Source organism: Shewanella vaxholmensis, assembly GCF_031932135.1.
Lineage (GTDB): Bacteria > Pseudomonadota > Gammaproteobacteria > Enterobacterales > Shewanellaceae > Shewanella > Shewanella hafniensis.
This window is the reverse complement of record NZ_JAUOEV010000004.1, coordinates 173,705-197,251: the sequence shown is the minus strand read 5'-3', so window position 1 is coordinate 197,251 and position 23,547 is coordinate 173,705. Positions and strand designations below refer to the sequence as shown.

The following is a 23,547-nucleotide window of genomic DNA, read 5'->3' as shown; positions in this document are numbered from 1 at the left end:
CCTTCTCACCTTTTAGTGAGACTTTGATATAAAATAGTGGCCTTTATTAAGGTGGCATAGTCTACCACTTTCTTTCTTCAGGCAAAATCACGGGGGCACTTTGGTTAAGAATCGAACGGTCAAAAATAATGTGACCAAAAGTCCAACAGCCAAAAATAAACCCGGTAGCGGTCAAGTGCGGATCATCGCGGGCCAATGGCGTTCGCGTCGTTTACCTATTCAAGATCTCGAAGGTTTACGCCCGACAACAGACAGAGTGCGCGAAACCCTGTTTAACTGGCTTGCCAATGACTTAGTTAATGCGCGAGTGCTCGACTGTTTCGGCGGCAGCGGCGCTTTAGCCCTCGAAGCCCTATCTCGCTATGCCAGTTTTGCTAAGATTATCGAGTTGCAACGTGGCGCAGCCATGCAATTAAAAGAAAATCTGCAAACCCTTAAATGCGACAAGGCCGAAGTGCTCAACGCCGATACCTTATTGGTGTTGCAAAGGGGCTGCGAGCAAGGTTTTGATGTGGTATTTATCGACCCTCCCTTTCGCAAGGGATTGGCAGAAAAAACCATTCAACTGCTCGATACTCAAGCTTGGCTCAATAATGGCGCGCTGATTTATGTCGAGATCGAATCTGAATTAACCCAACTGGCCATTCCATCTTGCTGGCACGCCTTGAAAGAAAAGAATGCGGGGCAAGTGAGTTACCGCTTATATCAATATCAAGCCGACAACACTGCCGAGCCTATCGAAGATGAAAGCCATGCCCTTGCTGATTAACCTAGGCAAAGCCATTACCCTCATCGCTTGGTTGATGATGGCCTACAACTTGGTTATGCCATTTGAAGGTAATGTGGCAATTATTTTGAATATCCTGTTTGGCATAACCTGCATGATGCACTGCTTCCAAGTGGCCATTTTCCACATGCTATTTAAGACCTTACTGCCATTAACAAAGCTTGATTATCTGCACGTATTTATCTTCGGTATTTTTAGCCTGTTAGCTTATCGACAAAAAGTGATGACTCCTGCGAGTTAACCTAACATTTAGACACCATCAGGCATTCAGACAGCAAAAAGCCCTCAACAGAGGGCTTTTTAATGACTAACGATAACGCAAGTTAATCGTTAAACCTTATCCTTTAGGGTAAGGGTGAGCGACGCCTTTGTGACAGTCGATACAGGTTTTTCTGTCTTCAGGGGCTTTCTTGAAGTTATTGCTGTGCATTCTCACTGCCATTTTGCTCATATTTTCTGATTGGTTTTCATAAATACGGTTGTGACAGTTTTGACAGGTTGAAGAATCGATTGCACGTAGGTAATCACGCGCTAACTCAGCTTGTTCTTTACGGTTTTCATCTAACCATGCTTGCGTGTTAAAGCCATCGATAGTTAAGAAACCAATAACGTCCTTAGAAACGATGATCTTTTTCTTCAGGTATTGGAATGGTTCCTGTGCGATGTGACACTGCTGACACTGAACCACGATACCCACACGGTTATTACCGTGGGCAGACGCCATCACTTCATCTTTCAATGAATGTTGGCTGTGGCAGCTCATACAGAATGCGTCTTGGCTGGTTGCATGTAAGGTTGTTTGGGTTGCGAAATAGCCCACAACACCGATAACAATACCGACGACCAGTAGCGCCAGGATTGAATATTTTGCGCTAGGTTTAAATAGTGCACGCCAGTTCATCACTCTATCTCCAAAAATTGTCAAAATTAGTTTTTATAAGACTAGTTTATGTTCTTTCATTTATTAGAAATTTGATTTTAAGCCGAAATTTGCCGATTAAATTAACCTTAAAAGCGCAAAATGAGACTTAGCTCTAACTATTAGGACGACATTTGGTAAAAACCGCTAGCTGAGCTGCAATGCACTTTAACTAAAGCTAATGCAATCACCCCATAATCGCAAGTTAGCGATTATCGCGATGGAATTTCCCCTTTGAGAATCAATAACTATCAAATCATTTCTAGAAAATAGAAATGTGATCTAAACGACGTTTTGTTTAATTATTAGAAGTGGCCAGGAAATAAATCATTAGAAATTAAAAATTGAACGCGATATGAAACTTTATCGGGTTAGCTAAGGTCTCTAAGGGTAAGCAATCAATTTTCCGAGTTATCATGGCTAAATTTTGGATCACCATAGCAGTGTTATTTTCGCTAATCGCCCAATCGGCGATGGTGAGTGCTATGCCAACTTCAGCCAACACCAATGGCCACAGCAGTCAAATCATGCTGATGATGGATGCAGAAATGAACTGCACCATGCCAGATTGTGCTGCATCCGATTGCTTGCAACACTGCCAAGATAGTATGACAAATCATTGTCAAACCCATTGCCTATCATCACTTTACCTTGAGCCTGCAGTGCTAGAACTGGCCTTCGCCAACCCAGCAAGCAAGCGTATTGCCATCCAAGGCTGGGCGATGCAAACTGCCGACCTCGGGCTCACCACACCGCCTCCTAACTCCTATTCACTGTAAACGTCACTCGTTTTTTACAACGTAAAACCGACTAAACACCTTAGCTTGCGCCGCTGCATATTCGCACTGCAACTAGGTACAGAGAATTTTTGGAGTTTATTATGAAAACCACTTTATTGAACAAAAGCTTACTAGGCCTTACTTTCGTTATCGGTGCCTTATTAAGTAGCACCACAGTGACAGCCGCCAGCTTAAAAAGTACAGAGGCGCTCAGTGTTATCAGTATCAATGGTGAACCAGCGACACCCTTTAAACCTATTCAACTCACCGCGGGAAAAGTACTGATCGAGCTAAAATATCAGGATATATTTGATTATCGCGCCGATGATAATGGCAACTGGGTTAAATCAGAACCGCTTTACTTAGTGTTGGATGTAAAGGCAAGTGACAGTTACCAAATCACGCCGCCAAACATAATGACTGAAACTGAAGCGCGCCAATTTATTAAATATCCAACGATTCAACTCAGTATTAATGGTGACAAAGCGGGCGAATATCCACTGCAAAGCCACAGCCAACTGATGGCGAAAATGTTAGTCAGCAATCCCGCTTTCTAATTTAGACGAGTTAAATATTTAATTTGAGGCATGTGCTGAAATGTGAGTTAAATCATTACAGCATAATGCCTCTATGCTAGACTCGAGCCGTTCATCATTTGGAATACTTATGCATCACACACTCGGTCGTTACTTTTTAGTCATGTTCACTTTACTCGCACTCGTCGGGCAAAGTGTTGTGTCTAATGGTCACGCCATGGTGCCACACACTATGGATATGAGTGCGATGAATCATGAAGCTTCCTCCCAAATGCACCATGCTGCCATGATGCAGATGAACACTGAGAACCCTTCTGACTCACATTCAATGGCCAACGCGGATTGCTGCAACGATAAAATGCTTCCCGGCGCGAAACAGCATTGCTGTGATGGCACCATATCATGTTCAAATGATTGTGGTCATTGTTTGACGATTTCAGTCGCTGGCACTCTATTCAGCCCACACCTCTGGCCAAGTGTGAGCATGAGCGATACTGCAATGGCCACTCCTATGCCTCATTTCCACTCGATCTCTTTGTCTTCGGCCTTTAAACCACCGATAGCCTAGGCCTACTTTGCGCTTAATGGGCAAATCGCCCTTAAAGAAGCCAAGCTAAAACGACAATCCAGTTAGCCCTAAGCTAACACCCAAATTAGCCGTTTATTGTGGTGCCTTATCATTAAATCGTGCACCCGAGTCTAGCAAAACGTTGATAACTGTGCCGAATGCCAAGTTGCGGCATTAATCCGTCTATCGAAGCGAACCGCTTTGATCTGCCGTGCTCACAGACGTTTATGCGCTCATATTCGGCCGTTAATCCGATGGAGTGAATAATATGAAAACACTAACTAATCTCGCCTTAATCGCATTCTTGCTGACCAGCACTAGCGTGTTTGCCATGGCTACGCCGCACGAGCATCAACACGACAATGCAAATCCACAGCAACAAGCACAAACCTATGTTTGCCCTATGCACCCCGAAGTGACAGGCACTAAAGGCGATACTTGCCCTAAATGTGGCATGGATTTAGAGCCAAAGGCGACGGAAGGAAAAACAGCTGAAGGTACGATGCACAACGCGCACGAACACCACTAAGCTAGGCTGGAGATGAGGCATATGAACCAATTTAATACAGTAAAAAAGCAGGCCCCTAAGGCCGTACTGATCTTGAGTAGCTTACTCATCAGTACGCCTTGGTTGAGCCATGCCCAGTTAGCGAACACACAAGAACCCGTTGCGACCGAAGCGGCAGTAAATTCTGCAACTGCGCCAAAGAATAATCCGTTAAATCAAGTGAAAACCTACACCTGTCCTATGCATCCCGAAGTGATCAGCCATGAGCCCGGTCGCTGCCCTAAGTGCAATATGTTTTTGGTTGAGAAACTTGATGCCGCGAACCCTACGGCCAAGCATGCACAGCATCAAGCCGCAGATCATCAAGCCTCTGAGCATGGGCAAACCTCTGCCGCCAAAGCTGCGAGTCAGGTATTCGATACCCCAACACCTAAGGCCGACAGTTTAGTTAAAGCCCAAAATCATGTGACAACAATCAAGTACGTTTGCCCTATGCATGCCCACATTATCAGTGATGTACCCGGCACTTGCCCTATCTGCAGTATGAACTTAGAAAAGGTCGAAACGGGCGGTAATACCCAAGAAATCAACATCAATGTATCCGGCAGCATGCAGCAAGCGTTGGCGTTAAAGGTGGCCAAGGTTGAACGCGACACACTGTGGAAATTTGTCGAAACCGTCGGTCAAATCGACTATGACGAAAGCCAAATCACCCATATCCATGCCCGCGTTACTGGCTGGATTGAAAAACTGATGATCAAATCCGTGGGTGATACCGTTAAGAAAGATCAACTGATCTACGAGATCTATTCCCCCGATTTAATCAACGCCCAAGATGACTACTTGCTTGCGATGGACACCGCCAAAGCAAACGGCCAAGGCCGCTACAAAGATTTGGTGCGCAATGCGGGCTTACGCTTATCTTTCCTCGGTTTTAACGACAGGCAAATCAAACAATTAGCAGAGTCACATCAAACCCAATATCGAGTACCTTTCTACGCCAAAGAAGACGGCATAGTGAAAGCCCTCGACATTCGTGATGGCATGTACATTCAGCCTTCGACCGAAGTCATGTCCCTAGTGGATCTCTCCAAAGTTTGGGTGATTGCCGACGTCTTTGAGAACGAGCAAAGCTGGATTGCCAAAGGTCAGAAGGCCGAAATTGCCGTTCCAGCCATGAATATCAGCGGCATCGAAGGCACGATCGATTATATCTACCCTGAGCTTGATCCAGTCACTCGCAGCCTGCGAGTACGAGTAGTGCTCAACAATACCGAGGTAGATTTAAGACCTAAAACCCTCGCCAAAGTCTCACTATTCGGTGGCCCGAATAAAGATGTGCTAGTGATCCCGCAGGAAGCTTTAATTCAAACGGGTAAAGAAAACCGCGTGATCGTCAAGCAAACCGACGACAGTTTTACCGCCAAGGCCGTAACCGTCGGCATGATGAGCCAAGGTAAGGCCGAGATTATTTCAGGCCTGAATGAAGGTGAACGAGTGGTGATTTCGGGGCAATTCTTACTCGACTCCGAGGCTAGCCTCAAGGGCAGTTTAATGCGTTTAAGCAGCGGTCATCAGCACTAGGAGCGCGTTATGTTGAAATATATTATCGAGGCGTCCATCAGGCAGCGATTTATGGTGTTGATTATCGCCATCATGATCACTGTTTGGGGCGTACAGGAGCTGCGAAAAACGCCGCTCGATGCGCTGCCGGATTTATCCGATGTGCAAGTGATCATTAAAACCCCTTATCCGGGTCAAGCGCCAAAATTGGTTGAAGAACAAGTAACTTATCCCTTGTCGACCGCCATGTTAGCCGTACCTGGTGCTAAAACCGTGCGTGGTTATTCCATGTTCGGCGACTCTTACGTGTATGTAATTTTTGAAGATGGTACCGACATCTACTGGGCACGCTCAAGGGTGCTTGAATACCTGAGTCAGATCAGCAGCCGTTTACCGCAAAATGTGCAACCTTCCCTCGGCCCCGATGCATCTGGCGTCGGTTGGGTGTTTGAATATGCGCTAGTCGATCGCTCCGGCAATTTAGATTTATCGCAACTCAAGAGTCTGCAGGATTGGTATCTCAAGCTAGAGCTGCAAAGCGTAGCGGGCGTGTCTGAAGTCGCCACTGTCGGCGGCATGGAGCAAACCTATCAGATAGTGCTCGAGCCCGATAAAATGGCGATCTACAAGCTCGATATCGCCACCATTAAACAAGCCATAGACAAAGCCAACAGCGAAGCGGGCGGCTCAGTGATCGAGATGGCCGAAGCTGAATACATGGTGCGCGCCAAAGGCTATCGCCAGACGCTAGAGGATTTCCGTGAAATCCCCCTTGGCATCACTAGCCCTTCTGGCACAGGTTTAACCCTCAAAGATGTTGCCACTGTGCGTAAAGGCCCAGCCTCTCGCCGCGGCATTGCCGAACTCGACGGCGAAGGCGAAGTCGTTGGCGGCATTGTGGTGATGCGTTACGGCGAAAACGCCCTAGCGACAATTGATGCGGTGAAAGCAAAACTCGAAGAACTCAAGGCAGGTTTACCCGATGGGGTGGAGATTATCCCCACCTATGACAGATCTCACTTGATTCTTAAGTCCGTCGACAACCTATTTAGCAAGGTCGTCGAAGAAATGTTGGTGGTCGGCTTAGTCTGCTTGCTGTTTTTACTGCATGCGCGCTCGACACTCGTGGCCGTGATCACCCTGCCGCTATCCATCCTTATCGCCTTTATCGTGATGAATAAGATGGGTGTAAACGCCAATATCATGAGCCTTGGCGGTATCGCCATTGCTATCGGCGCTGTGGTGGATGGCGCGATTGTGATGATCGAAAACTTGCACAAGCATTTAGAGCATTTTAAAGCGGAACATGAGCGCGAACCCGATACAAAAGAGCATTGGCGCATCGTCACCGAGGCCTCGATTGAAGTCGGCCCTGCACTATTTTTCTCATTAATTATTATCACCTTAAGCTTTGTACCTGTGTTTGCACTCGAGGCGCAGGAAGGTCGATTATTCGCGCCACTGGCCTACACTAAAACCTTCGCCATGGCAGCGGCGGCCTTTTTATCAATCACCTTAGTACCGATTTTGATGGGTTACTTTATTCGCGGCAAAATCCCCAGCGAACGCAGTAATCCCATCAGCCGTTTCTTGATCGCGCTTTACCAACCGTCACTCAAACTGGTACTGAAATTCCCTAAAGTCACCCTGATGTTAGCTTTAGTCGCGCTGGCCAGCGCTTGGTATCCTATGACCCGCATGGGCAGCGAGTTTATGCCCGCACTCGAAGAAGGCGATTTACTCTACATGCCAACGGCATTGCCCGGCATCAGTGCCAGTAAGGCCGCTGAAGTGTTGCAGCAAACCGACCGCTTAATCAAAACCGTGCCCGAAGTAGCCCGCGTGTTTGGCAAAGTAGGCCGCGCCGAAACCGCGACCGATCCCGCGCCGCTGACCATGCTTGAAACCACTATCATGCTTAAACCCCATGAAGAATGGCGTGAAGGCATGACGCTGGACGGCATCATTGCCCAGCTACAACAAACCGTAAAAGTCCCGGGGCTCACCAATGCTTGGGTACAACCTATCAAAACCCGTATCGACATGCTCTCGACGGGGATCAAGACCCCTGTTGGCATAAAAATCACCGGTGCTGATGTTAACGAGTTACAAAGTTTAGGCACTAAGATTGAAGCTATCTTAAGCAAAGTGCCGCACACTAAGTCGGCTTATGCTGAGCGAAGTGGCGGCGGGCGTTATATCGATATCAGTCCGAAACTGGATGTAGCCGCACGTTACGGTATGACGTTGCAGGATATTCAAGATGTGGTGCGTTACGCCATCGGCGGTATGGACATTGGCGAGTCGGTGCAAGGCGCCGAACGCTATCCTATCAACCTGCGTTATCCCCGTGAGCTGCGCGACAATATTGAGAAACTGCGCGAGCTGCCCGTGATCACTAAGTCAGGGCATTATCTGCCGCTACGTAACTTGGCCGACATCGAAATCAACGATGGTGCGCCTATGTTAAAGAGCGAGAATGGTCGCTTAATCTCTTGGGTGTTTATCGATATCGAAGGCACCTCTATCGGTGAGTATATCGCCACCGCGAAAACTGCCTTAGATGCCGAACTCGTCGTCCCACCCCGTTACAGCTATAGCTTTGCGGGTCAGTACGAATATATGCAGCGGGTAGATGCAAAACTTAAGCAAGTGATCCCTATGGCATTAGCCGTCATCTTCATCTTGCTGATGATGACCTTCGGCTCCACCATTCAGGCCAGCATTATTATGCTCAGTTTACCTTTCGCGTTGGTCGGCAGTACTTGGTTGTTATATCTACTGGATTACAACATCTCAGTGGCCGTCGCCGTCGGTATGATTGCCTTAGCGGGTGTCGCAGCCGAGTTTGGGGTGGTGATGTTGGTGTATCTCAATAACGCCATCAAACACAGGCAAGAAAAAGATAATTACCACAGCGTCAATGACTTGAAAGAAGCCTTGATTGAAGGCGCCGTTATGCGGATCCGCCCCAAAGCGATGACAGTGGCGACCATCTTCTTCGGCCTACTGCCCATAATGTGGGGCGCGGGTTCGGGTAACGATGTGATGCAAAAAATCGCTGCACCTATGGTCGGCGGCATGGTCACAGCGCCCATACTGTCGCTGTTTGTCCTGCCCGCACTCTATCTACTGATTTACTCGCGTAAATTAAACAAAGACGCTTAGATATTTGAAATAAAACCCCTAGCGTCCTCAAAACTCTAGGGGTTTTATTATTTAGCACTGCTCAGATCTATAAAATTCACCCGAGCCTTCTTCAGCAAAATAGTGCTGCATCAAAATAAATTTAGGCCGAACGCAGCTTTAACTCGTCGTAATACAGCATCCGACTCTTCACGGGCTTGTTCCGTCCCAACTTTGAGTATCGACACTAACTGAGCTTTATCAGATAAGAGTAAAGCCCGGCGCTCACGAATTGGCGCAAGCAACTCTTGTAAGCACTCCTCTAAAATAGCTTTAGTCTTACCATCACCTAAGCCGCCTTTTTGGTAATGCGATTTGAGCTTAGCCACATATTCTATGTCAGGGTGAAAAGCATCGAGATAAGTAAAAACGACATTGCCTTCGACCCGTCCCGCATCATTCACATTCAAATGCAGGGGATCGGTATACATAGCCTTAACTGCCTTTGAAATATCTTGCGCACTTGACCCTAACATTATGGTATTACCCATAGACTTAGACATTTTACCTTTGCCATCAACACTGGGTAAGCGTGATACATTACTCAATAACGGCTTACACTCCAGTAGCACCTCATCCTGTGCTATCGAATTAAGCTTCCTAACGATTTCATTCGTCTGCTCCAACATAGGCAACTGATCATCTCCCACAGGAATAAGCGTCGCACGAAAAGCGGTAATATCAGCGGCCTGACTAATGGGATAGGTCAAAAAACCTGCAGGAATGGCCCGACCAAAATCTTTACTGTTTATCTCACTTTTAACGGTCGGATTTCGTTCCAGTCTGGCAATAGAAACTAAATTCGCATAGTACATAGTCAGCTCAGCCAGTGCTGGAATAGCTGACTGTAAACATATAGTGGTTTTACTGGGGTCAATTCCGATAGCGAGATAATCAGCTACAACATTTAAAATATTCGATGCCACTTTCTGAGGGTTATGCCCATTGTCCGTTAGGCCTTGCATATCGGCGACAAGGATAGTTTGGTCAAACCTGTGTTGTAACTCGACTCTTTGCTTGAGCGAGCCAACATAATGACCCAGATGTAAAGGCCCTGTCGCCCTATCACCGGTAAGCACTTTCTCTTGAGTATTTGAGGATAAAAGCGGTTTTGATGAACTAATTTGCATGTTATATCTCCGATAAATTGACCAACCGGAGACACAATAATGGATATTCACTAGTTGCCTTCCGGCAGCTTTTGAATATAAGAATCCTAGCGCCGCTCTATAGGAATGAGCGCCACCAAGTAGTTACGAAAGTGTATGATATTAAAGACATAGAATATTTTTTCATCATCTGACCTTAACTAAATAGCTAACTCATTGCAAATATAAAAAGCAGTAAACTAGATATCCCCAGCACTTCCACTGCTTTCAAAACTGTACTGAATCCAATCAAACACGCTAACAATCCCACTGCCACTAAACCAAATCTCATTAGCGAATTCGTTGAATTACCTGCAAAATGGTTTGCCAGCAAGCATCCGTTTAGCCTTGCTCTGATTAATTGCTAGAGAAGAAAGGATTCCATCACATGATTAAGCCATTTTGTTTGACCATCAGCCGGATATGGCCGCAAGCACTTTCCTTTAAAAGCCCATCGCGTGCATTATTTGCGGCGTTCGGTTTATGCGCTGCGTTAATCATTTCAGCAGCACCTGCCTTTGCCGCGCCCGCGACCGGTGAGTTCGTTGCCGATAAACGCTGTGAGCTATTTCAATCGAAAAATAAGCAGACGAATCCAGATCAATGGCAGAGCAATATTGGTGAGCGCTACCCAGTACTCGAAATCCTCGGCAACAGCGCAAAACCTGATTGGCTGCGAGTGCGCACCAACGCAGTGAAGTCTCCCATGCGGTGGATTAGTGGCGCTTGTGGTCAGTATCTTTCCAATGTTGCAGGCAGTAATGTATCGACACCTGCAACAGCGGTAGAACCCGCGCAAACCACTACAGCATCGGATATCAAAGCCAAAAGCCGAGACGGCCTTAAAGAGCATGGCACACCAGAAAAACGTCAAGGAGATCAATGCCGAATCGGCGGTGAATTTGACGCCAACGTGCTGGCATTAAGCTGGCAAAGCACCTTCTGCGAACTCTATGGCCGCCGCAAAGCCGAATGCCGCGCCCTCAGCCAAACGCCAGAATCGAGCCAGTGGCAACACTTCAGCCTGCACGGACTGTGGCCGAATAAACAACAATGCGGCACACGTTATGGCTATTGCAGCACAGTCAAACTGCAACCAAATGATTTCTGTACTTATCCTGAGCTTGAACTTAACCCATCGGTGCGCAAAAATTTAGAAGAAGTCATGCCAAGCGCCCAATATGGCACCTGTTTAGAACGCCACGAATGGTGGAAACACGGCACTTGCCGTAGCCAAGACCCTAACGAGTACTTTTTATTGGCAACCCAGCTGACCCAAGCGGTCAATGCCTCGGCATGGGTACAAAAATTTATTAATGACAACATAGGTAAGAGTGTCAGTAAAAGTGAGTTAAACCAAAGTTTTGATATCAGCTTCGGTCAAGGCGCTCACACTAAAATGAGTCTAGAATGTGGCAAGGGATTACTGAGTGAAATCCGCATTAATTTGCCCGAGGTCATTAAAGCCTCAGACTCCTTGCCTAGCCTACTCGCCAAAGCTAACAAGGCAGGCAGAGGCTCCTGCCCTGAGACAATCATGATTGATAATGCTAATTAAACAAATGGTTAGACGAATAAAAATGGCGACTAAGTGTCGCCGTTTTTAATCTTAAATGTGACTCGTCCTAAATATAGCTGTCACACCTGATTAAGCTTGATTACCGCAAAGGTGGCACCTTGGGCGTCGGCTATCACAGAGAATCGACCCACATCGGGGATATCACTGGGCGGAATGCACACTTGCGCGCCTAACGCTTGGGCTTTTTCTGCAAATGCATCGCAATCGGCTACTGCAAAATAAAGCAGCCAATGGGGAGATATATCGCCCCATTCGGGTATGATGGTCATCATGCCGCCGATGGATTGACCATCAACTTGCCACTCAGAGTATTCGATGTCCGGCATGTCGCTGGGCGAGTTAGTCCAAGGGAATATTTTGCAGTAAAAGGCTTCTTCAGCGCGCGGCTCTCTGCAAGCCAGCTCAACCCAGCAAAGGGTATTGAGTTCGCCCTGACGGCGAGCACCGATATGATTCTTCGCTTGCCACAGCGCAAAACGTGCGCCTTGTGGATCGCTCACCTGCGCCATCACGCCCGCGTCAGCAACAATATGCGGCCCCATGTGCACTTGGCCACCCGCATCTTGAATCGCTGCAATGCTGGCATCCATATCATCAACGGCAAAGTAGACTCGCCAATGGCTAGGGATCTGCGACTCTGACTCGGGGATTTGGTACATGGCACCTAAATCATCCCCCGCTAAATTGAATAGCGAAAAATGACCTTCTGGGATTGGCATGTCAACTGAGTCCCAACCAAATAACACTTGGTAGAATGCCTTAGCAGCTTGCCAATCGTGGCTTGCGAGTTCAACCCAACATGCATGTCCTTGTGCGTACTGAGTAATTTTCATCATTGGCTCCTTCGTTTTTACAATCATTCGAGTTAAGCCTGAGTTCGGGCTTCTGTCCAGTGTCGAGATAAAAAAGATCTGCAGGATTAAAACTCAATCGCTAAATACAAAAAAGCCCTCACGCAGAGGGCTTAAATCATCGAAACAAATTAGGAATATTGCGGCAGTAAATTTGCCATCGCGAGCAGATGACAAGCACCCGTGACTATGCCAAATAACACCACAAGAATAATCAGCGGCGTACCGCCTATCACTCTAAAACCTGTACTCTCGGGGAATAACTGCCGTGATTTATAGGCCATCAGCGCCGGGACGATTACTGCCCACACTGTCGCCGCTAATGCCGCAAAGCCAATCGCCACTAAAAAGCCGTCGGGGAACAGTAATCCTAAAATCGTCGGCGGCACAAAGGTCACTAACGCGGTTTTCATCCGGCCCGAGCGCGAATCGTCAAAACCAAACAAGTCGGCGAGATAATCAAACAAACCTAAGGTCACCCCTAAGAAAGATGAAGCCACGGCCAAGTTAGCAAACAGCGTTAACATACTGTTCAACCAGCTACTCGCCATCACTTCAGACAAAGCGCCCACCAAGACCCCCATATTGCCGCCTTGGGCAATAATATCGATAAACTGGCTGCGGGGAATATTGCCCATAGTCGCCACTAACCAACAAGCATAAATCACCAGTGCGATAAAGGTGCCGACGAAAATCGCCTTGATAATGGTGGTGGAATCTTTGCCGTAATACTTCACTAAGCTGGGAACGTTACCATGGTAGCCAAAGCTGGCAAGACCAAAGGGTAGCGCCGCCCACAGATAAGGTGAAAAGCTATTATTACCATCGGGTTCGAGCAACTTAGTCACATCGATTTCGATCAGTAAATTGCCGATAGCAAGGAAGAAGGTAATGATCATACCGCCGAGCATAATCGTGGTAATGCGATCCACGGCCTTAGTGCTGATCAACACTATGCTCGCCAATACTATGGCAAATACCAGCCCTGCCACACTTTGCGGTAACTCAATTCCCATGCCCTGCAAGCTGTGGTTTACAATCGAACCACCGCCGCTGATATAGGCATAAGTCAAAATATACAGCACGAAAGCGATAGAGACACCGTTCACTATCCGCCAAAACTGCCCTAAGGTTTGCTTGCTTAAAGTATCGAAGCTAGCACCGGGTTCGAAATGCAAATTGGTTTCGAGTAGCAATAAGCCCGACATCAACATGCAAAACCAAATGCCTAATAACATTAAAATCGAATAGCCAAACCACATACCTGCACCGACCACAGGCAGAGAAAACATCCCAGCACCTACGGTCGTGCCAGCAATAATCATGGCGCCGCCGAGCAAGGACTTACCTGCGGGCTTATGCTTAGCCGCATTCATATGATTTGCCATTAAACTGTGTGCTCCGCGGTGACACTCGCCACTATCGTTTGTTTCACTGACGGACGTAATAAGCTATTGGCTTGATCTCGTATGCGATTGATATTGGACTTATCTTGGTTATCCGCCAGATAGCCCAATTCTTTGAGCTTAACGCTCAAGGTGCCGTAAAGTTTCTTATCGTAGAACTCAGGCGCGGTAATGCCATGCAAAGCGCCTAAACGCTGGGCGAGTAGATGACTCTCAGACTCAAGTTCTGAGCGCTCCATCTTAGGTCTGTTCGCTAACAGATTGAAAATAATGGCATAGCGTTGCAGAGTCTCGCTCACTGAACTGGCTAACAATAATAGTTGGCTAGTGTGTTCAGGCACGACAGTTAAGGTATCAGTCTCAACCACTAACCCTTGTTCAATGAAGAAATCCAGCACTTGATTGACATAGGCAGGTACATCTTTAATGCCCATGAAGAGTTCGGCTTTCAGCAGTGGATAAAAATCGGCAACGATTGACACAACATGCTGACGCGGGATCTGCTCATTATGCGTTAAGCAGCTCGCAATTAATGACGGCACAATAAATAAGTGAATGATATTGTTACGATAGTAAGTCATAGACACTGCCTGACTCGCTTCGATAGACACGATTTCACCTAAAGGATCGGCACACACAACAAACTTGTTCAGCTCTAAACCTTGCTGCACTAAATGCTTACCATCACCTTCGGCAACCGAAGTATAAGTAGTGTAAGGCACTTTTTTGAGTAGGGTCAGATACAGATCAAGCTGACGCTCTAACAGACTGCGTTCTAAGGCATTTTGATCTGTCGCCAGCAACACTAAACTCGTCAAGGTCACCGAACTCGCCGCCGCCGCATCGTTAATATTCGTCATCACTCGATTCGCCAGCACGTTTACCGCTGGCGTTAACCAGCTTGGTTTTTGCTCAGGATCATCGGCCAACTCAGTACGCCAGTTTGGCGCGCGCTCATTTAAGAAGTTTTGCAGAGTAATCGGCTCGCCAAAGTTCACATACCCTTGGCCGAAATTACCAAGTTTGCGAATCGCACCAAACACCTGCCACACAGATTCTTTTTTCTTTTTCTTACCACTTAACTCTTTATGGTAAGTCGCTACTTCCATCACATGGTCATAGCCTAAATACACAGGCACTAGCGTGACTGGACGCTCGATACCGCGCAGCACGCTGTTCATCGTCATAGCGATCATGCCGGTTTTTGGCGCCAATAGACGACCCGTACGTGAGCGGCCGCCTTCGGAGAAGTATTCCACCGAATAACCTTTAGCAAACAGTTGATCTAAATACTCACGGAATACTGCGGTATACAGCTTGTTGCCATTAAAACTACGGCGGATAAAGAAGGCACCACCGCGACGGAACATAGGTCCAGCGGGCCAGAAGTTGAGGTTAATACCGGCTGCAATGTGCGGCGGAACCATGCCTTGATAATACAAAATATACGATAACAGCAGGTAATCCATGTGACTGCGATGGCAAGGCACATAAACAATCTCGTGACCATCGTGGTGCAACTGGCGAACTTGCTCGGCACCCTTGATATTGATCCCGCTGTAAAGCTTGTTCCATAACCAAGTTAAGAAACGCTCGGCAATACGCACTAAACTATCTGAGTAATCTGCAGCGATTTCATCGAGATATTCAATGGCTGTCTCGCGCGCTTGGGTCTCTGAAATCTTTTTGTTGGCAGCTTCTTCTTGAATCGCTTTACGCAACGATTCAGATTTGAGCAACGAATGAAACAATGCTTGGCGGTTTGGCAGCACAGGCCCTGTCATCACCTTGCGTTGACGACGGAAATGCACCCGCGCGACCCGCGCTAACTTATGGGCGATACCCATGTCGGTGCCATGCTCGTCGGCCATATAACGCAGGGACACCGCATTCGAAAACTGCACGAAGTTATGTCGACCTAAGAACAGAATCATCAAACACTTACGCAGCCAAGTCGGGTTTTCCCGCTCAAACACAGCCGCCTTCATAGTGTCGTCTTCTTTACCTGGTGTGCGGCCCCAATACAGGCTCACGGGCACCAGTTGAATGTCTAATTCAGGGCGTTCCTTATGCACGGCCAACAAACGCATAAAGCATTCGAGAAAAGGCTCGTTACCGGCACGCTCACCAAACAGCGGCTTACGCCCTTGAAGGCAGACAACCCGAGGCGCAATCACACCATTTGCCACTAAAGGCTCATAGGGGCTCGGCAGTCCTAACTTAGCCGTAATTTCGCTCAGGGCAGCGATGTCACTCAGCGATTCCGTTTTCATCACATAAGCAAGGGGTCTGGAGGCATCCAGATTCAGATCGGCAAAGGGATCCTGAGGCACAACAATAGTGTGCACTAAGTGTTTTTGGATCCAGCGTAATGATTTCAACCAAAGAGAGTCGTGTTTAGGCATTATTCTTATGCAATTAAGTACGTTTACTAGCCCGGTAGAATACCAGACTATGGGTAATATTCGCTAATTCTCTCCAACATAGCTAAAAAGTGGTTAATACTTGCGCTGCAAATAATACTGTATATACTAACAGTAACTGTATAGAAAAACAGGAAACACCATGAGACCTTTGACGCCACGCCAAGCTGAAATTTTAGAGCTAATTAAACGAAATATTGCCGATACTGGCATGCCACCCACTCGGGCAGAAATCGCGACCCGTTTAGGTTTTAAGAGCGCCAATGCGGCTGAAGAGCATCTTAAAGCGTTGGCGAAAAAGGGCTGCATTGAGATCATGCCAGGCACATCGCGGGGCATTCGTCTGACTGCGGAAGTCGAAGAAGTAACTGAAACAGGTTTACCGCTTATCGGTCAAGTAGCTGCTGGCGAACCTATTCTCGCCCAAGAACATGTTGAACAGTACTACCAAGTCGACCCAAGCATGTTTCATCCCGCCGCCGATTTTTTACTGCGGGTTAAAGGCGACAGCATGAAGAATATCGGCATTCTCGAGGGAGATTTGCTGGCAGTTCATAAAGTACAACAAGCTAGAAATGGTCAAGTGGTTGTCGCTAGAGTCGACGACGATGTCACTGTTAAACGTTTCGAAAAAAAAGGTAATGTGGTCTATCTACACGCCGAAAATGAAGACTATTCCCCGATTAAAGTGGATTTAGGCTATCAAAGTTTAACAATTGAAGGACTCGCCGTCGGTGTGATCCGTAATGGAGATTGGCTATGAACAAATTACTTGGCAATGCACCCCGCCACCCGGGCTTGTGGCTCGATGAAGTACGTGATGCCGACTATGACTGGCACCATGCACCTATCGCCTGCATGCCAACTAAGACTCAAGGTCGCCAAGAATTAATCCATCTGAGTGCGCAACTCGCCCAGTTAAGCCAACAGGGCCGTTGGTTAGTGCTCATCAACCCACCGAGTATTGGCTACAAACAAATGCTCGCCAATGCAGGCGTGCGTATGGACAGAGTCTTGCTGGTGCACGCGAAAGATGAAGTGGAAACCCTGTGGGCAATGGAAAAAGCCTTAACAAGTGGTACGTCCAGTGCGGTTATTACCTGGACCCAATCATTGGATGCACGCGATAATCGTCGCCTGCAAATTGTCGCTAAAAGTGCCCGCGCCATGGGCATAGTGCTAGAAGACGTAAACAGTCACTTACATGGCGACGTACGCATTGAGCAAGGTAGCCTCTTCGGCCAACAATCTTTTTTTAGTGCTGTACATTAAATATTCATTTAATTTTTTACCTTGAAAGCCGCCTCGCCTATGAATGTGAGGCTTTTTTTTGGCAATTTTTCAGACAATTAGATAAATAAGTGATCTTGATCAATATTTAAACAGCAAGTATGGTTGGTTTAGTCGGCGATGATATATCGCCGCCCGTGGCAAATAAATCGAGCCGTAATCGAGTTCAAAATGCCACTAAAAATAGAGAACAGATTTATTTCAGTCGTATGTGCCAGCGTGGCTAATACCAGCAGTAATAATACTTAATTAAAAGTAACAGCCGCCAACGCACGTTGAAGTCAAAAAAGCTTTTTTGGGAACTGAAGAGTTTGCATAGAGTTGAGACTTACTGTGTTGCTCTTCTTTGTAGTTGCTATTCGCAATTGGCAGAGGAGAAGTCTTGTGAAGCAATTGTTGTATTGTTTACTCGTGGTGTTATTCGCACCACCGTTGGCCGCCGCGGACATGCGGTTCAACATGACCCCTGGCGTAACCGAGATCAGTGGCAAGGTTTATCACTTGCACATGACCATCTTGTATATCTGCTGCGCCATTGGCCTTGTGGTCTTTGGCGTGATGATTTACGCCATGATCAACCACAGAAAATCCAAAGGCGCTGTCGCGTCCCACTTTCACGAAAGCACTAAAGTTGAAATCGCTTGGACGATTCTGCCATTTATCATTTTGATCTTAATGGCGATTCCTGCGACAAAAACCTTAATTGCGATGGAAGATCCCAGCGACGCCGATCTGACCGTTAAAGTCACGGGTTCCCAATGGAAATGGCATTACAGCTATTTCGATCAAGACATTGATTTTTACAGCATACTCGCAACCCCTAGAGCACAAATCGACGGTACCGAAACCAAGGGTGAACACTACCTATTGGAGGTCGATAAGCCGCTCGTTCTGCCGATAAATCGCAAAATCCGCTTTTTGATGACCTCTGAAGATGTCATCCATTCATGGTGGGTACCTGCTTTTGCCGTGAAGAAAGATGCCAACCCAGGATTTATCAATGAGGCTTGGACTCGCATCGACAAACCCGGTATTTACCGTGGTCAATGCGCCGAACTTTGCGGTAAAGACCATGGTTTTATGCCGATCGTAGTGCAAGCCATACCCGAAGCCGAGTTTGAAGCTTGGGTGACGGAGCAGAAACAAGCCGCAGGCGCGGCGGCAGAAGCCGCTCAAGCCGCTTTATCACAGACCCTTAGCAAAGATGATCTGATGACCCAAGGTGAGCAAGTTTACCTCGGGCACTGCGCAGCCTGCCACCAGCCCAATGGCGAGGGGTTACAAGGCGTATTCCCACACCTCAAAGGCAGTCCGATAGCAACGGGACCGCTCAGCGGCCACCTTGAAATTGTGCTCAACGGTAAAACGGGTACGGCTATGCAAGCCTTTAGTAAGCAATTGACTGCACAAGAAATTGCCGCTGTGATTACCTATGAGCGTAATGCTTGGGGCAATAATACTGGCGATGCTGTACAGGCCAAAGACGTCAACGAGCACATGAACGGTAGTGCAGGCACACAGGCACCTGCTACCGCACCAGCCAATACGACCCCAACTCCCGCACCTACAACTGAGCCCGCAGCAGTTGTCGACTCCGCAACCATAGTGGATCCGGCGAGCCTCCCCACTCTCACCCATGAGGCACTGATGGCCGAAGGTGAAACTGTCTACACCACCACTTGTGCGGCCTGCCATCAGTTGACGGGAGCTGGCATACCACCCGCCTTCCCCGCCCTCGCTGGCAGTGCTATCGCCACTGGGCCCGTCGCCAATCATCTCGATATTGTGATGCACGGCAAAACAGGCACGGCTATGCAAGCATTTGGCAAACAACTCAGCCCACAGCAACTCGCAGCAGTCATTACCTATGAGCGCAATGCTTGGGGCAACAATACCGGCGATACAGTGCAACCTGCTGATATCGCAAGCCATGGACAGTAGGGGATTATGATGAGCACAACGACTCAAGATCAAACCGCAGCCCATGATGACCATCATCATGGTGCGCCAAAGGGCATCATGCGCTGGGTGCTAACCACCAACCATAAAGACATTGGTACTTTGTATTTATGGTTCAGCTTCATTATGTTTTTAACCGGTGGCGCTATGGCCATGGTGATCCGCGCTGAACTGTTTCAGCCCGGATTACAATTGGTCGAGCCCAACTTCTTTAACCAAATGACCACAGTCCATGGGCTGATCATGGTATTCGGCGCGGTAATGCCCGCCTTTACTGGGCTAGCAAACTGGCTGATCCCTATGATGATTGGTGCGCCCGATATGGCGCTGCCACGGATGAATAACTGGAGTTTTTGGATCTTACCCTTCGCCTTTACCATCCTACTCAGTTCGCTGTTTATGGAAGGCGGCGGACCTAACTTTGGTTGGACCTTCTACGCGCCACTGTCTACCACTTATAGTCCTGACAGCACGGCACTCTTCGTGTTCTCTATTCATATCATGGGGATAAGTTCGATCATGGGCGCAATCAACGTGATTGTAACCATAGTGAATTTACGTGCGCCCGGCATGACATGGATGAAGTTGCCGCTGTTTGTGTGGACTTGGCTTATCACTGCATTCCTGCTGATCGCTGTGATGCCCGTACTTGCGGGCGCTGTAACTATGGTGCTGACCGATAAGTTTTTCGGCACTAGCTTCTTCGACGCCGCGGGGGGTGGCGATCCTGTGATGTTCCAGCATATCTTCTGGTTCTTCGGCCACCCCGAAGTTTACATCATGATCTTGCCGTCCTTTGGTATCATCTCAGCCATAGTGCCCGCCTTCAGTCGCAAACCCTTATTTGGCTATGCATCAATGGTTTATGCAACTGCGAGTATTGCAATTCTGTCGTTCCTCGTGTGGGCACATCATATGTTCACTACAGGTATGCCAGTGTTTGCCGAGCTGTTTTTCATGTATTGCACTATGTTGATTGCGGTGCCAACGGGGGTGAAAGTATTTAACTGGGTGGCGACTATGTGGCGCGGCTCGCTCAGCTTCGAAACCCCTATGTTGTTCGCCGTGGCCTTTATCATACTCTTCACCATTGGCGGTTTTTCGGGGTTAATGCTCGCCATTACGCCCGCCGACTTCCAATACCACGACACCTATTTTGTGGTGGCGCATTTCCATTATGTGCTCGTAACTGGGGCGATTTTCTCCATCATGGCGGCGGCCTATTACTGGCTACCTAAGTGGACGGGGCATATGTACAACGAACGACTGGGACAATGGCACTTCTGGTGTTCGGTGATTTCGGTCAACGTACTGTTTTTCCCAATGCATTTCCTTGGGCTGGCGGGTATGCCAAGGCGTATTCCCGACTACTCGATTCAATTTGCCGATATTAATCAAATCGTCTCTATTGGTGGGTTTGCCTTCGGTTTATCGCAATTGATTTTCTTAGTACTAGTGATCAAGTGCATCCGTGGCGGCGAAAAAGCCCCCGCTAAACCTTGGGAAGGCAGTGAGGGTTTAGAGTGGACATTGCCAAGCCCAGCACCCTACCACTCCTTCACGACACCACCCGAGGTGAAATGAAATGACCAACCATAGCCAGCCAGAAAAACCTAAGTCAAATCGTAAACTCATCAGCCTATTAGTCATGGGTTGTATCGGTATGTTTGGCTTTGGGTTTGCGCTGGTGCCGCTATACGATGTGCTATGTGAGCAGCTTGGGATTAACGGTAAAACCTCCAACACCGCCAGCAATTATCAAGCTATTACTGTTGATACTAGCCGGGTTGTTACTGTGGAATTTATCTCCCAAGTGCAAACGGGTATGCCGTGGAAATTTGAGCCGCAAACCAAGCGGCTCGAAGTCCACCCCGGCGAACTTATCCACACGGCTTTTTTGGCACGCAATCTCTCGGACAGAGCCATAATCGGTCAGGCGATACCTTCGGTATCCCCAGGCCAAGGTGCTGCCTATTTTAATAAAACTGAATGTTTTTGCTTTAATCAACAGCACTTAGCGGCTTCGACCAGCGCAGAGTTGCCACTCATTTTCTTTGTGGATCCTCAGTTACCTGAGTCCATCCACACTCTGACCCTCTCTTACACCCTCTACGACATTACCGACAAGCAGTTAGCGTCTGCCCTAGAGCAAGGAGCTGCAAAATGACTACAAAACATGAACCTTACTATGTCCCCGCCCAAAGCGCTTGGCCCATCATTGGTGCTATAGGGCTGTTTTTAATCGCCTTTGGTGCAGGAAGCTTTGTACAACAACTCAAATCGGGTGCCTCCGGTGGCGGCTATATACTGCTCGCTGGCATCGCCGTAATCCTCTTTATGCTAGTGGGTTGGTTTAGAACCGTGATCAACGAATCCATGACAGGACTCTATTCCCATCAAATGGATAGATCCTTTCGCCAAGGCATGAGTTGGTTTATTTTCTCCGAAGTGATGTTTTTCGCGGCATTTTTCGGGGCATTATTCTACGCCCGCATGGTCGCGGTGCCTTGGCTTGGCGGCGCCTCGAATAATGCCATGACCCACGAAGTGCTCTGGCCACAGTTCGAAGCCGTTTGGCCATTGATCACCACACCTGATGGGACAAAAACCGAGGCTATGCCATGGACTGGTCTGCCATTAATCAACACTATTGTGCTGCTAACCTCTTCTGTCACCTTACATTTTGCCCATGTCAGCTTAGAGAAAGGCAAGCGTTCTGCCATTACGCTGTGGCTCGGGATCACCATACTCTTAGGTATGGGATTCCTTGCCTTACAGGCCGAAGAGTATATCCACGCCTATCAGGAAATGGGACTCACCTTAACCTCTGGGATTTATGGCAATACCTTCTTCCTGCTAACGGGTTTTCACGGCATGCACGTGACCCTAGGAACGGTATTCTTATTAGTGTTGTTTTTCAGAGTGTTGAAGGGGCACTTTAGCGCAGATAAGCATTTCGCCTTCCAAGCGGGCAGTTGGTATTGGCACTTTGTGGACGTGGTCTGGCTGTGTTTGTTTATTTTCGTCTACGTACTCTAAGGCGCTAGTAAGGCGTGGGATTGGGGCTGATTAATCCAGTCCCTAATGCCACCAGCAATAGCAGGATAACGAGCGCAGAGAAGAGCACCCGGCGACCAAGATAGCGGCTCATAGGCATTTTGTTGTCGCCTTTCACCATAATAAACAAGGCACTACCTAAATTAAAAATGATAAACAGCAACAGCAGAACTAAGGCCAACTTAAAAATAAACAGGGTATTCATGCAATATCCTTATGTCCTGCTGAATAAATTAACGGTTTTTTTGCTGATACTGACTGTGGCTGTATTCGGGATTTTGGTCAAGTTGGGTCTATGGCAATTAGCCCGCGGCGAAGAAAAAACTAGGCTGTTAGCCCAAATGGAGGCAAGACAATCCTTGCTACCATTAAGTTTTGAGCAGCTCCAACTCAAAATCGATAAAGAAGGGGTGACAGGTTATCGACTTCAAGTGCACGCCACACCCACGAGCTCGCAAATCTGGCTACTGGATAATCAAATTTATCAGGGCCAAGTGGGCTATTTAGCCTTTCAGCCCCTGCAAGTGGAAGCTGGAACACCTTGGTTGCTGGTCGAGTTAGGCTTTGTTGCCGCTGGATCCCATCGGGATGTGTTACCCCACATCACTCCCCTAAGCGGGGCATTAAATATCGAAGGCAGGCTTTATCAAAAGCAAATCAATCCCTTGAGCCAAGCTTTAATGGCAGAAACAGGGACAAGTATTCGCTTTCAAAATTTAAATATGCCCGAAATGGCTAAGGTATTAGGGCACCCAGTGTTACCTGTCGTGTTGCAACCAGAGCAATTACCTTCCCTCACATTGCCCCATCCTTGGCAACCTTTCCCACTGTCGGCGCAAAAACATTGGGGTTATGCGTTGCAGTGGTTTTCGATGGCAGCCGTATTTGCAGGGCTAATGCTGTGGCAAGGGATTAAATATGTAAAACGCCATAGCGCCCAAACAGTCGCAAACTCAAGGAGCAAATAAGGAAATTCGTACCATACTTA

Annotated in this window: 22 protein-coding genes; 16 read left to right on the top strand and 6 right to left on the bottom strand. The window is 47.7% G+C overall.

Translation table 11 applies throughout. The annotated features are described in order from the left end of the window. Nucleotides 1-100 precede the first annotated feature (100 nt). Nucleotides 101-769 (top strand): 16S rRNA (guanine(966)-N(2))-methyltransferase RsmD, encoded by a 669-nt coding sequence (rsmD, locus tag Q4Q46_RS05925; RefSeq protein ID WP_311905493.1) that lies wholly within the window; start codon nucleotides 101-103, stop codon nucleotides 767-769. Next, the gene (locus Q4Q46_RS05920; RefSeq protein ID WP_012090541.1) at nucleotides 744-1,028 is read left to right on the top strand and encodes a DUF1145 domain-containing protein; all 285 of its coding nucleotides are present in this window, start codon (nucleotides 744-746) and stop codon (nucleotides 1,026-1,028) included. The genes rsmD and Q4Q46_RS05920 overlap by 26 nt, the downstream gene beginning before the upstream one ends. Nucleotides 1,029-1,124: 96 nt before the next feature. Here Q4Q46_RS05920 and Q4Q46_RS05915 read toward each other — a convergent pair whose 3' ends face one another. Beyond that, the gene (locus Q4Q46_RS05915) at nucleotides 1,125-1,688 is read right to left on the bottom strand and encodes a NapC/NirT family cytochrome c (RefSeq protein ID WP_006079625.1); all 564 of its coding nucleotides are present in this window, start codon (nucleotides 1,686-1,688) and stop codon (nucleotides 1,125-1,127) included. Nucleotides 1,689-2,122: 434 nt separating this feature from the next. Between Q4Q46_RS05915 and Q4Q46_RS05910 the strand changes: the two genes are divergently transcribed. The 6 genes from Q4Q46_RS05910 to Q4Q46_RS05885 all read left to right on the top strand — a co-directional run bounded on the left by Q4Q46_RS05910 (nucleotide 2,123) and on the right by Q4Q46_RS05885 (nucleotide 8,828). After that, the gene (locus Q4Q46_RS05910) at nucleotides 2,123-2,485 is read left to right on the top strand and encodes a hypothetical protein (protein WP_311905492.1); all 363 of its coding nucleotides are present in this window, start codon (nucleotides 2,123-2,125) and stop codon (nucleotides 2,483-2,485) included. A gap of 101 nt (nucleotides 2,486-2,586) precedes the next feature. Next, nucleotides 2,587-3,042: a DUF2057 family protein gene (locus tag Q4Q46_RS05905; protein WP_311905491.1), complete on the top strand. Its 456-nt coding sequence runs from the start codon at nucleotides 2,587-2,589 to the stop codon at nucleotides 3,040-3,042. A 109-nt stretch (nucleotides 3,043-3,151) separates the two neighbouring features. Then, a complete protein-coding gene (locus Q4Q46_RS05900) occupies nucleotides 3,152-3,589 on the top strand; it encodes a hypothetical protein (RefSeq protein WP_311905490.1) in 438 nt (145 codons plus the stop codon). A gap of 268 nt (nucleotides 3,590-3,857) precedes the next feature. After that, a complete protein-coding gene (locus tag Q4Q46_RS05895; protein ID WP_311905489.1) occupies nucleotides 3,858-4,118 on the top strand; it encodes a heavy metal-binding domain-containing protein in 261 nt (86 codons plus the stop codon). A gap of 21 nt (nucleotides 4,119-4,139) precedes the next feature. Continuing rightward, nucleotides 4,140-5,681: an efflux RND transporter periplasmic adaptor subunit gene (locus Q4Q46_RS05890; RefSeq protein WP_311905488.1), complete on the top strand. Its 1,542-nt coding sequence runs from the start codon at nucleotides 4,140-4,142 to the stop codon at nucleotides 5,679-5,681. A 9-nt stretch (nucleotides 5,682-5,690) separates the two neighbouring features. Next, nucleotides 5,691-8,828, top strand: a complete 3,138-nt coding sequence (locus tag Q4Q46_RS05885) for an efflux RND transporter permease subunit (RefSeq protein ID WP_311905487.1) — start codon at nucleotides 5,691-5,693, stop codon at nucleotides 8,826-8,828. Between the two features lie 110 nt (nucleotides 8,829-8,938). Here Q4Q46_RS05885 and trpS read toward each other — a convergent pair whose 3' ends face one another. Further along, a complete protein-coding gene (gene trpS, locus Q4Q46_RS05880; RefSeq protein WP_311905486.1) occupies nucleotides 8,939-9,976 on the bottom strand; it encodes a tryptophan--tRNA ligase in 1,038 nt (345 codons plus the stop codon). A gap of 406 nt (nucleotides 9,977-10,382) precedes the next feature. On the opposite strand from trpS, the gene Q4Q46_RS05875 reads away from it, so the two are divergent. Then, nucleotides 10,383-11,552, top strand: a complete 1,170-nt coding sequence (locus Q4Q46_RS05875; RefSeq protein ID WP_259527559.1) for a ribonuclease T2 family protein — start codon at nucleotides 10,383-10,385, stop codon at nucleotides 11,550-11,552. A gap of 80 nt (nucleotides 11,553-11,632) precedes the next feature. Here the strand turns inward: Q4Q46_RS05875 and Q4Q46_RS05870 are convergent, their stop codons facing one another. The 3 genes from Q4Q46_RS05870 to plsB form a co-directional block, all read right to left on the bottom strand. Next, nucleotides 11,633-12,406 carry a VOC family protein gene (locus tag Q4Q46_RS05870; protein WP_311905528.1) on the bottom strand — a complete coding sequence of 258 codons (774 nt, stop codon included), beginning with the start codon at nucleotides 12,404-12,406 and terminating at the stop codon, nucleotides 11,633-11,635. 149 nt (nucleotides 12,407-12,555) lie between these two features. Next, entirely contained in the window at nucleotides 12,556-13,812 is a 1,257-nt protein-coding gene (gene mtr, locus Q4Q46_RS05865; protein ID WP_012588833.1) for a tryptophan permease, read from the bottom strand. Beyond that, complete coding sequence (gene plsB / locus Q4Q46_RS05860; RefSeq protein ID WP_063882464.1) at nucleotides 13,812-16,235, bottom strand: glycerol-3-phosphate 1-O-acyltransferase PlsB; 2,424 nt, start codon at nucleotides 16,233-16,235, stop codon at nucleotides 13,812-13,814. Before plsB ends, mtr begins: the two co-directional genes overlap by 1 nt. 160 nt (nucleotides 16,236-16,395) lie before the next feature. Between plsB and lexA the strand changes: the two genes are divergently transcribed. From lexA to Q4Q46_RS05830, 6 genes are all read left to right on the top strand, one after another. Next, the gene (gene lexA / locus Q4Q46_RS05855; protein ID WP_006084613.1) at nucleotides 16,396-17,016 is read left to right on the top strand and encodes a transcriptional repressor LexA; all 621 of its coding nucleotides are present in this window, start codon (nucleotides 16,396-16,398) and stop codon (nucleotides 17,014-17,016) included. Further along, nucleotides 17,013-17,525, top strand: a complete 513-nt coding sequence (locus tag Q4Q46_RS05850) for a cell division inhibitor SulA (protein WP_006079607.1) — start codon at nucleotides 17,013-17,015, stop codon at nucleotides 17,523-17,525. The genes lexA and Q4Q46_RS05850 overlap by 4 nt, the downstream gene beginning before the upstream one ends. Before the next feature lie 402 nt (nucleotides 17,526-17,927). Next, a complete protein-coding gene (coxB, locus tag Q4Q46_RS05845) occupies nucleotides 17,928-19,484 on the top strand; it encodes a cytochrome c oxidase subunit II (RefSeq protein ID WP_107402923.1) in 1,557 nt (518 codons plus the stop codon). A gap of 9 nt (nucleotides 19,485-19,493) precedes the next feature. Further along, a complete protein-coding gene (gene ctaD, locus Q4Q46_RS05840) occupies nucleotides 19,494-21,086 on the top strand; it encodes a cytochrome c oxidase subunit I (protein ID WP_261272343.1) in 1,593 nt (530 codons plus the stop codon). Nucleotide 21,087: 1 nt separating this feature from the next. After that, complete coding sequence (locus tag Q4Q46_RS05835) at nucleotides 21,088-21,669, top strand: cytochrome c oxidase assembly protein (RefSeq protein ID WP_311905485.1); 582 nt, start codon at nucleotides 21,088-21,090, stop codon at nucleotides 21,667-21,669. Then, nucleotides 21,666-22,541 (top strand): cytochrome c oxidase subunit 3, encoded by an 876-nt coding sequence (locus tag Q4Q46_RS05830; protein ID WP_253989502.1) that lies wholly within the window; start codon nucleotides 21,666-21,668, stop codon nucleotides 22,539-22,541. Before Q4Q46_RS05835 ends, Q4Q46_RS05830 begins: the two co-directional genes overlap by 4 nt. A gap of 4 nt (nucleotides 22,542-22,545) precedes the next feature. On the opposite strand, the gene Q4Q46_RS05825 is transcribed toward Q4Q46_RS05830, so the two are convergent. Continuing rightward, entirely contained in the window at nucleotides 22,546-22,764 is a 219-nt protein-coding gene (locus Q4Q46_RS05825) for a DUF2909 family protein (protein ID WP_311905484.1), read from the bottom strand. On the opposite strand from Q4Q46_RS05825, the gene Q4Q46_RS05820 reads away from it, so the two are divergent. Continuing rightward, on the top strand, nucleotides 22,763-23,527 hold the full coding sequence (locus tag Q4Q46_RS05820; protein WP_311905483.1) for an SURF1 family protein: 765 nt from the start codon (nucleotides 22,763-22,765) through the stop codon (nucleotides 23,525-23,527). The genes Q4Q46_RS05825 and Q4Q46_RS05820 overlap by 2 nt on opposite strands. The last annotated feature ends 20 nt before the right edge of the window (nucleotides 23,528-23,547 follow it).